Source organism: Arthrobacter sp. AOP36-A1-22 (genome assembly GCF_052377615.1).
Lineage (GTDB): Bacteria > Actinomycetota > Actinomycetes > Actinomycetales > Micrococcaceae > Arthrobacter_H.
Map to the genome: position 1 here is coordinate 81,419 of NZ_JBQSWX010000007.1, position 11,957 is coordinate 93,375.

Annotated in this window: 14 protein-coding genes; 7 read left to right on the forward strand and 7 right to left on the reverse strand. The window is 62.5% G+C overall.

From position 1 onward, the window contains the following. Nucleotides 1-9 precede the first annotated feature (9 nt). On the reverse strand, nucleotides 10-648 hold the full coding sequence (gene ctaE, locus ACT3S2_RS06275) for an aa3-type cytochrome oxidase subunit III (RefSeq protein WP_444554655.1): 639 nt from the start codon (nucleotides 646-648) through the stop codon (nucleotides 10-12). Nucleotides 649-840: 192 nt separating this feature from the next. On the opposite strand from ctaE, the gene trpD reads away from it, so the two are divergent. Beyond that, nucleotides 841-1,857, forward strand: coding sequence for an anthranilate phosphoribosyltransferase (gene trpD, locus ACT3S2_RS06280; protein WP_444554656.1), 1,017 nt, complete (start codon nucleotides 841-843; stop codon nucleotides 1,855-1,857). Between the two features lie 65 nt (nucleotides 1,858-1,922). On the opposite strand, the gene ACT3S2_RS06285 is transcribed toward trpD, so the two are convergent. Next, nucleotides 1,923-2,201, reverse strand: coding sequence for an Lrp/AsnC family transcriptional regulator (locus tag ACT3S2_RS06285; RefSeq protein WP_444554657.1), 279 nt, complete (start codon nucleotides 2,199-2,201; stop codon nucleotides 1,923-1,925). Nucleotides 2,202-2,260: 59 nt separating this feature from the next. After that, on the reverse strand, nucleotides 2,261-2,650 hold the full coding sequence (locus ACT3S2_RS06290; protein WP_444554658.1) for a DUF3054 domain-containing protein: 390 nt from the start codon (nucleotides 2,648-2,650) through the stop codon (nucleotides 2,261-2,263). A gap of 92 nt (nucleotides 2,651-2,742) precedes the next feature. Between ACT3S2_RS06290 and ACT3S2_RS06295 the strand changes: the two genes are divergently transcribed. After that, entirely contained in the window at nucleotides 2,743-3,342 is a 600-nt protein-coding gene (locus ACT3S2_RS06295; RefSeq protein ID WP_444554659.1) for a hypothetical protein, read from the forward strand. A gap of 3 nt (nucleotides 3,343-3,345) precedes the next feature. Beyond that, on the forward strand, nucleotides 3,346-3,942 hold the full coding sequence (locus tag ACT3S2_RS06300; protein ID WP_444554660.1) for a hypothetical protein: 597 nt from the start codon (nucleotides 3,346-3,348) through the stop codon (nucleotides 3,940-3,942). On the opposite strand, the gene ACT3S2_RS06305 is transcribed toward ACT3S2_RS06300, so the two are convergent. After that, nucleotides 3,935-4,285: an SdpI family protein gene (locus tag ACT3S2_RS06305; RefSeq protein ID WP_444554661.1), complete on the reverse strand. Its 351-nt coding sequence runs from the start codon at nucleotides 4,283-4,285 to the stop codon at nucleotides 3,935-3,937. The two genes, ACT3S2_RS06300 and ACT3S2_RS06305, sit on opposite strands and share 8 nt — an antisense overlap. Before the next feature lie 164 nt (nucleotides 4,286-4,449). Here ACT3S2_RS06305 and ACT3S2_RS06310 point away from each other — a divergent pair, with 164 nt between their 5' ends. Then, nucleotides 4,450-4,803, forward strand: a complete 354-nt coding sequence (locus ACT3S2_RS06310) for a VOC family protein (protein ID WP_444554662.1) — start codon at nucleotides 4,450-4,452, stop codon at nucleotides 4,801-4,803. 169 nt (nucleotides 4,804-4,972) lie between these two features. Here ACT3S2_RS06310 and ACT3S2_RS06315 read toward each other — a convergent pair whose 3' ends face one another. From ACT3S2_RS06315 to ACT3S2_RS06325, 3 genes are all read right to left on the reverse strand, one after another. Continuing rightward, entirely contained in the window at nucleotides 4,973-6,217 is a 1,245-nt protein-coding gene (locus ACT3S2_RS06315; RefSeq protein WP_444554663.1) for an NAD(P)/FAD-dependent oxidoreductase, read from the reverse strand. Between the two features lie 185 nt (nucleotides 6,218-6,402). Next, nucleotides 6,403-6,660 (reverse strand): DUF302 domain-containing protein, encoded by a 258-nt coding sequence (locus ACT3S2_RS06320; protein WP_444561398.1) that lies wholly within the window; start codon nucleotides 6,658-6,660, stop codon nucleotides 6,403-6,405. 2,663 nt (nucleotides 6,661-9,323) lie between these two features. Then, complete coding sequence (locus ACT3S2_RS06325) at nucleotides 9,324-9,701, reverse strand: GNAT family N-acetyltransferase (RefSeq protein ID WP_444561399.1); 378 nt, start codon at nucleotides 9,699-9,701, stop codon at nucleotides 9,324-9,326. 163 nt (nucleotides 9,702-9,864) lie between these two features. On the opposite strand from ACT3S2_RS06325, the gene ACT3S2_RS06330 reads away from it, so the two are divergent. The 3 genes from ACT3S2_RS06330 to ACT3S2_RS06340 all read left to right on the forward strand — a co-directional run bounded on the left by ACT3S2_RS06330 (nucleotide 9,865) and on the right by ACT3S2_RS06340 (nucleotide 11,948). Continuing rightward, entirely contained in the window at nucleotides 9,865-10,050 is a 186-nt protein-coding gene (locus tag ACT3S2_RS06330; RefSeq protein WP_444554666.1) for a hypothetical protein, read from the forward strand. 66 nt (nucleotides 10,051-10,116) lie between these two features. Beyond that, nucleotides 10,117-11,265, forward strand: coding sequence for a cell division protein ZapE (zapE, locus tag ACT3S2_RS06335; protein ID WP_444554667.1), 1,149 nt, complete (start codon nucleotides 10,117-10,119; stop codon nucleotides 11,263-11,265). Beyond that, nucleotides 11,262-11,948, forward strand: a complete 687-nt coding sequence (locus ACT3S2_RS06340) for a peptide deformylase (protein WP_444554668.1) — start codon at nucleotides 11,262-11,264, stop codon at nucleotides 11,946-11,948. Before zapE ends, ACT3S2_RS06340 begins: the two co-directional genes overlap by 4 nt. Nucleotides 11,949-11,957 lie beyond the last annotated feature (9 nt).

An 11,957-nucleotide genomic window follows, 5' to 3' on the forward strand; every position in this document is an offset into this window, starting at 1 on the left:
AGGCCGGTGCTACTTCAGGAAGTAGATGATCGCGAACAGAGCAATCCACACAACGTCGACGAAGTGCCAGTAGTACGACACGACGATGGCGGAAGTTGCCTCGAAGTGACCAAACTTCTTGGCCACGTACGCTCGCCCGATGATCAGGACGAAGGCGATCAGTCCGCCGGCCACGTGCAGGCCGTGGAAGCCTGTCGTGATGTAGAAGGCGGAGCCATAGGCGTTGGAGCTCAGTGACACGCCATGGTGGACCAGCTCGGTGTATTCAAACGCCTGCACCGAGACGAAGATCGCCCCGAGGATGAAGGTGAGGATGAACCACTCGACCATTCCCCACTTGCGGAAGTTCAGCAGGCCGCCGAGGCGACGCGGCTGGAGATCCTCGGCGCGGAAGACACCGAGCTGGCAAGAGAAGGAACTGGAAACCAGGATGAGCGTGTTGATAAGTGCGAACGGGACGTTCAGCTTGGAGGTCTCGTTCGCCCACAACTCCGGCGAGGCAGCACGGAGTGTGAAGTACATGGCGAATAGCGCGGCGAAGAACATCAGCTCGCTGGAAAGCCAGACGACGGTTCCGACCGACACCATGTTGGGACGGTTAGGCGCAGGGTGCGCCTGGGCATTGAGGTTATGAGTCGCAGTTGTCACAGAGCCATTATGGCTACAAAAGTGCTCCTGACACCAATGCATTCGAGGCCGAGTCGCTTCTTTTTGGCCGGGTCAGGCCTAAGTTCCGCGGAATATCAAGGGAGAAACAATTCCGCACTTTCTACAAAACGTAGATAACCTAGGTGCGTGTCAACGATTTCTACGCCATCAGAGTTCCCGAATTGGCCAACTATGCTCACCTCCCTCATCCGCGGAGACGATCTTTCGACCGCGGATGCGACGTGGGCGATGGGTGAGATCATGGGCGGAAATGCCTCCGACATCCATATCGCTGGTTTTCTGGTTGCTCTTCGAGCCAAGGGTGAATCGGTGGAGGAGCTGGCAGGACTCGTCGAAGGCATGATCGCCAATGCCCGGCCGCTGGAAATTCCGGGCGAGAAGCTCGATATCGTCGGCACCGGTGGCGATCGTCACAACACCGTGAACATCTCCACGATGGCCGCGTTGGTGTGCGCGGGGGCCGGGGCGCGGTTGGTCAAGCACGGAAACCGAGCCGCTTCCTCTTCCTCCGGTTCCGCCGATGTCCTCGAGGCCCTCGGGGTTCGGTTGAACGCCCCGGCCGAACGGTTGGGCACGATCCTCGATGAAGCCGGCATCACCTTCTGCTTCGCCCAGATGTTCCATCCCTCGATGCGCTTTGCCGCAGCGGCCCGCTCGGGGTTGGGGGTCGCGACGGCGTTCAACTTCATGGGCCCGTTGACGAATCCTTCACGTCCTACCGCGTCTGCGATCGGCTGCGCCGATGAACGCATGGCCCCGCTGATGGCGGGCGTCCTGGCTTCCCGGGGCTCCCGGGCCCTGGTCTTCAGGGGCGATGACGGTCTGGATGAGATGACCACGACCACGGCGAACCACGTCTGGGAGGTCCGTGACGGCTCGGTGGCTGCCTCGGTCCTGGATGCCAGGGATCTCGGCCTGGAACGGGCCACGCTGCACGATCTGCGCGGCGGGGATGCCCGACACAACGCCGCCGTCGTCCACGAAGTCCTCGACGGTGCCAGGGGGCCGGTCCGCGACGCGGTGGTCCTGAATGCGGCGGCCGGCCTGGTCGCCTTCGACCTTTTGGCCACAGGCAGTCTGACAGAGCGTCTGGAGGCCGCTGCCAGGCGCGCGGAGGAGGCCATCGACTCCGGTGCCGCTCATCAGGTTCTCAGCCGCTGGATCGCCTCCACGGCCGTCGGGGGGTAGTCGCGGAAGAACCCGGTGCGACCGACGCCGCACCGGGTCCCGCTTGGGGGATCGACCCCCGTGGTCTATTCGAGCCCGAGCGAGAACGCCGCGTCGAGGTCGTGTTGGGAATATGACCTGAAGGCAATATGCGTGGTGGTTTCGACGACGCCGTCGACCTTGGAGAGCCTGTTGGCGATGACCTCAGCCAGATCCTCGTGGTTGCGGACCCGGGCAATGGCAATCAAATCCGAGTCACCGGCCACGGAATAGACTTCACTGATCCCCTCCAGTTCGGAGATTTCCTGCGCGCATTCCGGGATGCGGTCCGCTGCGGTCTGGATCATGACAAACGCGGTGATCATCTCGTGTCCCTCCACCTTCCGGTACCGGCGGCGTCCGGTACTTGTTTCGTGCTTCGACCCTAGTTCACAGCACCAGCGGAGTGCACCTTGCGACGGACCAAAAGACCCGAAACCAGTCTGCGGCCGAGGAGGAACGCCCCGAGCACGACGGTTGCCACGATGATGAACGGCACCGCGGCGGTTGCCCCGAAGAGTATCCGGAGTATCAGCCCCAATGCGACGGTTCCCACCCAGGTGATCACCCCATGCGGCCAGATCCGATGAGGCTCCCGCCAGAGAGCGGTGATGCCTGAAAAGACCAGCAAGGAAATCAGGAACGGGCCGGCCGTCCCGAGGATTCCGGCGAGGTCCAACCCCTCGGCATGCGAGCGACGGCCCAGCACGGCGAAGATGATCACCAGCAGCAGATCGATGACGAGTAGTGGAATCCATTGTCGAACATTGCGCATGGCTGACAGTCTATCGAGATCAAAAGCCGCCGACTTCTTCAGACAAGCCATCAGTCTTGTATATGTAACTACAAAGCTTTATCCTTGTTGGCATGATCGTCTTGACCATCGACCAACGGGATTCACGACACAACCCCGACCGGGTCGAAGTTCTGGTGGCCCGGTTGAATGCCGACTTCCCGGTGCTCCGAGCCTTCGAGCGTACCGCGGGGGACGAGCTGCAGGGCGTCATGGATGACGGCGTAGCAGCCGTGCGCCTACTCCTGGAGGTGGCCCGGAGCGCTCGGTGGAGCGTGGGCCTGGGGGTGGGGAGCGTGAAATCCCCGCTACCCCAACAGACGCGCGCCGGCTCCGGCGAGGCCTTTGAAGCAGCCCGCGACGCCGTCGAACGCGCCAAGCACGCCCCGGCCTCCGTTGCGGTCTCGGGGCGCGGGGGAGAGGCGGAACGCCTCGAAGCCGAACTCCAGCTGGTCGCCGAGGTCAATGGCCGACGCACCGAAGCCTCCTGGGCTGCGGGCCTGCTCATCGACCAGGGCCTCTCGCAGCATGAAGCCGCCCTGCGCCTGGGGATCACCCAGCAAGCGGTTTCCAGCCGTCTCGCCACCGGACTATGGCTCCCGTGCCGCCAACTGGCCGAGCAGGCCGGGGTGGCCCTGGCCCGGTACAACACACAATTCGGGGAAGGGGAGTAGCGGATGCCTGTTTTGGTCTTGTTGATCCTGGCCGGAGCGTGTGGGCTCCCGCAGTATTTCCGTCGTCTTCGCGGAAGCACGAACCGCTGGCTCTACCTCACGGCGTCGGTCCAGCTGGCCCTGTTGGCCGCGGCGGCCCTCCTGGCCGCGGCAGGCACGGGTGGCATCGCGTGGGGAGCGGCCGCCTCGTTCGCCGTCGTCGCGGCAGCCGTCGGCGGGGGACCGGTGACCATGAGCATCCTGCGCCTGTCGGAACGCTCCGTCGCTGCCGATCTGCGCGCTGAAGGAACCCGGGCTTCGGGGGACCGCTCGTATTTGCCACCTCCGCCTGAGGCCTCCGCCACCGGTCCGGCAGATTTCCACGGCGAAGTCGTGCTGCAGGGAGGCGCGTGGATCGGCGTGCTCGAGCGGACGGCGATCTCCGTGACGCTCTGGTGCGGATGGCCGGAGGGTCTGGCGATCGTGCTCGCGGTCAAGGGGCTTGGACGCTATGCCGAACTCGGCAAGGACGGCGCCGCCGAACGGTTCATCCTGGGCACCTTTGCCAGTGTTCTGTGGGCCTGCGCCTGCACGGGCATCGCCGTGCTCGCCACTAGCTAGGGCTGTTCACCGCATTGGCAGCCCGAACACCGAGCACCGCACCAACGATGACGAAGACGACCATCGCCGCATAAGCGCCCAGGACGGTCCACTCCGGCATGCTTGCGCCCGGGATCAGGATGAGGATTCCGGTAAGGAAGGGGACCAGCCCGGCCAGCATCAGCCATGGGCCGGCGACAACATGGGTTTCTTCCCAGGCGTCGTCGGAGGCCCTCGTGGCCGGCAACCGGATCCCGATCATCGCGCTGGCCGGTAGCCGGCGGGCGCGCCCGAGCCCACCCAGCACGGCGATGAGCATGCCGATCACCGCCATGATGATTCCGGTCGCGATGGCATCTTCCATTATTTCCCCCCGAGGGTCGGTGTGGTCCCGGCCGTGGGGCCGAGGACCGTGAAAGCGTACACCCAGCGGAGAACCGGCTGAGGAAGAAGAGGTAGGCCGACGCCCCTCGACAGGGGCCGGCCTTCGGTGGAGGATCGACGGTAACGATCCACGTGGAGGTTCCCATGCATTCGCTCAAGATCACCCCCAATGTGCCGGTGGAGGACATAGAGGCCGCGAAGGCGTTCTACACCGGATTCCTGGGTCTGGCCGATGAGGAATTCAATCTGGGTTGGGTGGCCCGGTTCACCTCACCGCTGAGTGGAGCCAATGTTCAACTCGTCACCCGGGACGAGACCTCCCCGGTCGATTCAAAGATGTCGATCCACACGGACGACGTCGACGCGGCCTACTCGGAGGCCCTGGAACTGGGGTACGACATCGTGCATCCCTTGAACACCGAGTCCTGGGGAGTCCGCAGATTCCTGGTCCGTGCGCCCGACGGCACCGTCGTCAACATCGTGCAACACCGCCCCTGACGCTCTGCGACAACCTGATGGCGCCGTCGCCAGCAGTGCCCCCGCCGAAGAATCATCCCCCCGTCTTCGACCGGGCTCCGCGTGGAACCGGCCTGAGCCGCTGAACCCCACTGACTTGTTCCCCCGGAACCGGGCGGCGCGCCGGCCCCGGGTCATGGGCGGAAAATACCTAGGGTCGGGACGCCTGCACCAATTGCGTCAGAGGCACTGCTGGATTGGCTAGTTCAGCTGGATCCACCCGGGCTTGGGAACGAATCAACTCCTGGACCGGTTCGATGCCCTCATCCCACGCGTTGACATGCAGACCAGCGACAACCACGTCGTCAACAAGCCAGAAAGCGTGGAACCGATCGGCAGCAAGATCCCCGCGGATCACCGGATCATCGGCCCTCCTGGCATCCACTCGTCCGGCGTACTCCAAGGCAAGGTCGTACTGGTCGGTGAAGAAGAAGGGTGCCGGGTCGAAATCGGAGGACTGTCCGAGCATTGAATGTGCGGCAATTTTTCCCTCCATTAGTGCATTATTCCAGTGCTCGACCCGCATTTGCCGGCCATAGAGGGGGTTGGCCACGCTAGCGATGTCGCCAGCGGCGAAGACATCGGGCGCCTCGGCCTGCATCCGTGAGTCGACACGGATGCCGCCGTCTTCGGCAAGCAACCGCTCCTCGAGAAATCCAGACTCAGGAACGGCCCCGACCCCCACGATCACCACGTCGGCAGGAAATTTTGTGCCGTCGTCGACGACGACGGATTCGACGCTTTCAGCGCCTTCCAGCCCGACCACACGACGCCCCAGTTCGAATTCGACGCCATGGCTTCGATGCACGTCAGCAAAATACCCGCCCAGGAGCGTTCCCATGGATGCCTCGAGCGGGGCTTCGCCCGGACCGATCACGGTGACCCGGCATCCCTTCTGCAGAGCGGCATCGGCAGTTTCCAGTCCGATCCAGCTCGCACCGACGATCACGACGTTCGGCGCGTTGTCCAAGGCGGCACCCAACGCTTCGGAGTCTTCAAGGGTTCTCAGGTAGTGCACACCGGCAAGTTCGGCACCGGGCGCTTTCAATCGTCGGGCACTTGATCCGGTTGCGATCAGGATCTTGTCGTAGTCCAGCGTCGTATCGTCGTCGAGAACCACTTGGTGATCGTCGCTCCGCAGCGCTACAGCTCGAGTCCCGAGACGGACCTCGACCTCTTGTTTGTCGTACCACTGTTGGCCCAGCAATGACTTATGCGAGAGCCATCCTTCATTTTTCAGATAGGACTTCGACAGCGGTGGCCGCTCATAGGGAAGGTGGGATTCGGCGCCGACGAGCACGATCCGCCCGTCAAAGCCTTCTGCACGCAACTTCTGAATAGCAGTCCCGCCGGCTTGCCCGGCACCGACAACGACGAAAGTTTGTCCAGTAGGCATTTCCTGCTCCTTCGAGGGGCGTTTTGGGCCACCATTCGTATGAGCTGACCGGAGAAACGCCCGTCATAGTAGACGAATCTGGAGGTTACCACGCCCCAGAATCCGGGGGTCCGCGGACCAGGACCCTGCACGGACGCTCCGTCATCACGGCCCCTCCGCCCCTCCAGACGGTTTAAGCAACGGCGTTAGCGGGACCCCAGGGCTTCATCGACGATCGCAGTCAGCCCGACGAGCCCCTTGACCTGATTGCTCTCCAACCCATGCCGTTCAGCGAGACGGGCTGGATCGAGGTAGACAACCTCCACCATGCCGGTCGCGTCCTCCCGGACGAGTACTCGGCTGGGCAGGTCCAGGGCCAGGTCCGGCTCTCCGCGCATCAGCGGTGTGCCGACCGCGGGATTGCCGAAGATCACCACGGCGGTCGGGGGGGAGCTCCAAATCAACTTCGGCTGCGTTGGCAGCGTGATCAATGACCGCAAACAACGTGGCCCCGTGATGGGCAATCGCAGCGGTCAACAACCTGAGGGTTTCCCCGTGGCCAAATCGGCTGGGGCGAACCACCAACCCTCGCTCTTCAGCATTGCTCATTTCAGCCTCCACCTGCTCAATTGACCGAACAGCCAACACTTCCAGGCGCGGGGAAGCGCAACCGGGCCGCGGCGCGACGACCGTTCGTGGGAATACCTTCATACCATTGCAGCCCGCCGAAGCGGGTTTCTCCAACCGTCAATCACTCTGATGGTTTCGGTGTGGAATATCCGAGTTGCGGCAAAACCACGAATCAGCCTGGAGACCGGCAGTTGGAAGGTCGAATGGATCTCCCCGCGCCGGCGCCCGACACCCGTAGGGAACGCGGTCTTCATCCAGAGTCGGTGCTGGCGGTGGAGTCTTCCCGTCTCACTTGGGGTGGACCACGAATAGCCAGGAAACTATTCGCGTGACTCAACTGACTTCAAACGGGCTTGCTCCAGGTATCTCTCGGCAGTCGAACCAAACCATCAAATCCAACATGCGATCAGGTCACGGACGGCCCACGTTCATCCTCGGTCAGGGCGGCCTACGGGGATCTCGCCACGTCGTCTCCTCGAGCGCTTTCACGGATATGCATACCCGTTGACGTCAGGGCTAGGGCAAGGACTGCAGCCGAGAAATCAGAAGGTCCGAACAAGTCACCAACACAGAGTAATGCCAGAGAGATGCGTCTCGTGCCGGGAGAATGAGCGCATGGAGGAACACTCGCTCGGCGCCAATGCCCCTAACGTCACCGCTGTGTAAACCCGCTGGGCCGAATCCGCTCTCGCTCATCCGGCGGCCGTAAGTACCTGCCCGGAATCCACCGTTGAGCACTTCGGTGATTCCTCTCGCCTCGCCGACGAACCCCTAGGCAAGGTCCTGCACGGGGCAAAACCGGCAACATCGGAGCTCGTTTCCGAGATCAGGGAACACGGCGATGACTTGCCAGGGGTTGGATCCCTTGAGAGCTGGAATAGCGGGCACCGCAGGTATAGGGAACGTGACTGCGTCGCCCGCGACGATGTTTGGATCCGAGCAAGACAGGATAGTGTTCGAACGCTTACGGGTGACGTGGCCTCGTGAATTGACCGACTAGACCACATCCCTGCCAAATAATGACAGGATGCCCGTAGAACGCCACACAAAAGGGGAAGAAATCGTTGTGCGGGCGACGTTGAAGTCCACGGGTAGCCCTTTTGGGCAACGACGGGGGAGCACGAGTAGGTCATACGGCAATTACCATCGACTTGTGTTTAGTTCATTCGCCCGAATCTTCCCCGCAGACCGTCCCGTGGCGAGCGCCTTCACTCTAATAGGGATCTCGTTCCTGGCGAGTCTGGCGCTCGGTCTGGTCGTCGGGCTGTTTGCCGAAGACTTTCGCTCAGCATTCGGATGGACTGTAGCCATCGGGATGATCGCAACAGCTATCACACTGCCTCTCCTCGTGGCCGCGCGCAGGTAAAAGTTCAGGGGCCTTCTGCCACTTTTCACCCGTGAATAGTTGGTGTCCCGCAAGCAGGCAACAGGACCCTGCTGTGACTTATGCAGCCGACTGTCGGACAAGGAATGAACTCAGCACAGATCTCGATGCCCCGATGGGCAGGGTTGGACCCTCGGATGACGAAGCTGTGTGTGCACATCTGTCGTCGCAGGTTTGTGCCGCGAGTCGTCTGATTTCATGATGGCGCCGGAGTCCTACAGAAATCACGAGACCCGTGCCGTCGCGGTAGTCGGGCCAAATGCTCGGGCACGCGCGAATGCTAGGGAAGTGCTGCAAGGTACCTGACGCGGAATGGCTACGAAGAGATTTCCACGGTTCTTGGTGCGACATCCAAGTTCAACGGGAACGACGTCTTCTCAGGGCGTCGACCAGCATGCAGAGAGGTGGCCATTGATGGGCGCAGGGGAGTGTTGTTCCCTGAACGTCAGGGTGCCCGGAATCGGTTCTCGTTCGGTGCGAACATCGGACGCCGTGAGTGCACGTCCCACGCTTCGACTCTAGGCCGACGAAACCTATTGCAGGCCCACCTTGGGCAAGACAGGCGGACAGTTGCCCTAACTGTAGTGAGACAGGACAGCAGGACTGCCTGTTTCACTCGGGTAGGCAAAGGACAGGAAGAACCCCGAGCAAAGCATTACTTGACATAATGTAGATTATCGGCGCTTTATCAAATCGTGAAGGTCGGACTGTCCTGATCAGGTACTTCGGCGAAATGCATTCGTGCCCACTGGGTTATGTGCTGCTGGACGACGCCTCTTGATGCCAGCGCCATCCCGCCCGCCATAAAGCGTCCGGCCCGCGGTCTGATAAGAGATCAAGTGCATCGGCCTCACTCACGGAGTGTTCTCCGGCACCGTCACAGATTGCGTTCACACGCCATCGTTCGCGTTCCGACTCCGCCGGTCGATCTGGAGCCCCGAGATATCGACACGGCCATTGACTCCACCCGCACCCCGCCATGCCCATCCCGTTCGGCTGATGCGTTCTTCCTGGTTGACGCCGGAGGAGAATCCAAGCCCTTCCGTGGGCCCACAGCTCCGAGACACCCACGACCATTCCTGCTTGGCCTCACCACCTCTCCCCTGCATAACTCTAGTGATTGGGGCTCTCAATGGGGCGTTCGGCTCGAAGGAGCAGCCCTCGTCCCCCAGCAAATATGGTCGTGTGAAACCGTGCCGCCGCGGCAACCTGAACGAATCCCAACGCACGGTGTAGCTCGATCGAGGCAATATTTTCAGCGTTCACCACGCACCATGCCTCGTGGTTACGGGTCCAGATCCAGGCCAGCCGCTCTTGCGTGAGGCGAGCTGCAATCCCCTGCCGCCTCCACCTGGGGTCGACGGTGGCGCCACCTAGATAATGTCCGGCCAACGCAGGGCCGTCGGCATGGTCCCAGACATGGGTTTTTGCCCAGCCGACCACCTGTCCGCCGGCTTCTGCCACCAACACCAGACGATCCGGGTCCTTCATGGCACCCACATAGCCAGGCACGGCACTGCTGCTCGCGCCACCGTCGTGGCTTTTATCGGCTATCGATGGTGAGTCAGTCAGCGTCGCGGCTCTGATGAGCGTATGTTTTGACAATCTTCCAACCGTTTCCAATAGGACGTCATCACGAAGTACACTCCAGTATATGGATGCCTCGATACTCAACTCCATCGTCCTTTGCGCGCTCGGCCTCGGGGTGTTTTTCTATCTCCTTCACACCACTATCCGTTCAGCGGTCAGAAGGGGCATCCGCGATGCCCAGCAGGACAAGGATCAGCAGGCTCGTGTCAATGCGGAAGGGGTCGCAGGCGGCGTGGCCCAGGACGTATGACCCAATGGTGCAGCAACCTTTGTAGAATGCACCCATGAAGACTTCGCAAGCACGGGAGTCGGCCCGATGAGGCCCTCTCCCCTGCCGTTCGGCCCGCGTAATTCAGTGCGGAAGATCATCGCCCGGGTCCAGGCATCCGTTGACGCAGCAGGTGTGGAACTCGATCCCCAGCAGCAGTCCCTGGTCAGAGACCTCTCCACGGCCGCTGCCCGGGCGCTTTCACGACGCTCCAAAACGGCGTCGGTGGAGAACTTCTACATCTACGGCCCTCCCGGGCGCGGCAAGTCATGGCTCATGGGGCTGGTGCATGAGGCACTACAGAGCGAGGCCACCCGCCGGCTGCACTTCCACGATTTCTTCCGCGATCTCCATGCCTCGGCGCATAGTTCCGAACTGGCTGAGTCCGCCGGTGATACCGCCGTCGAGGTGGCACTGGACGAGTTGCTAGGGGACGTACGGGTGCTGTGCTTCGACGAACTCCACGTGCACGACCCCGGCGATGCGATGTTCTTTGCCCGCGCACTCAAGGCAGTTTTTGCCCGGGGAATCCTGCTGATCGCGACCTCGAACTATGCCCCGGACGATCTGCTGCCCAATGACTACTTCCACCACCTCTTCGAACCGACCATCGAACTGATCAAGTCACGTATGAAAGTGGTCATGCTCGACGGCGGAACCGACTACCGGGCCCGGATCACCGAAGCAGACCGCCTCTCCGGCTATGCGGCAGGGCACATCATCGTCCCCGGCACGGCGGAACAACTGGCCCAGGCAGGACTCGCGGTCCCCCACCACAACGAAATCACCGACCTCAAGCCCACGACGCACAGCTTCACGGCCCAGCGTGCCGCCCATGGGCAGGCCTGGTTCGATTTCCGCGACCTGTGCGACCGCCCCTCGGCAGCCTCCGATTACCTGCACCTGGCCCGGAATTTCCACCATGTCATCATCGATGGCATCCCCGCACCGGACCGGGCCACGACCAGCGCCTGGAAGCGCCTGGCCAACCTCATCGACGTCCTGTACGACCGCGATGTGCGCACCGATCTGATTTGCGTGGATCCGCCCGACCCCGATGCGGTGGAAGGTCATCCCGTCGATGCCGCCCGGCTGGGCAGCCGGCTCATGGCGTTGCGACCGCTGGTTCCCGGGACCTCCGATGAAGATTCCCTCCACGATCCCGCCCCCTCCCAACAGGAAAGCCCGCTTCGATGACCCTGGACCGATCTGTAACTGCCGCCTACTCCCCCGGCCGGCTGGCGGATCTGGTGGGGACCATGCTCGAACGCGCCACCCGGGGAAACCACGGCACCTTGCTGCCCGAAACACTGCCGTCCATCGTCCAACTCGGCCATCCCGTGCTGCGGATGGAAGCACAGGAGTACACCGGTCAGCTGGAACCGGAAGTGTTGGAGGCCTTGCTGGAGATCATGCGGGCCACCATGCATGCCGCCCCCGGGGTTGGTTTGGCCGCCCCGCAGATCGGACTTCCCCTGCGACTGGCCGTGTTGGAGGACACCTTCGCCACCGATGCCGAGATCGCCAGGGTGCGTGAACGGGAATCGCTTGAGTACTTCGCGATCATTAATCCCCACTATCAGGCCGTGGGCACGCGGACGGCTTCCTTCTACGAGGGGTGCCTGTCCTTCAGCGGCTTCCAGGCGGTCGTCGAGCGTCCAGCCGATCTGGCAGCCACCTATACGACTCCCACCGGGGAAACCATCCAGCGCAAATTCCATGGATGGCAGGCACGGATCCTCGCCCATGAGACCGACCATCTGGACGGAACGGTCTACATCGATCGGGCGATGACCCGCAGCCTGGTGGGCGCCGAGGAATACGCCAGCCGCTGGGCCGGCGCCGATATTGCTGCCGCCCGGGCGGGCCTGGGCTTCTAGCTCCCCGGG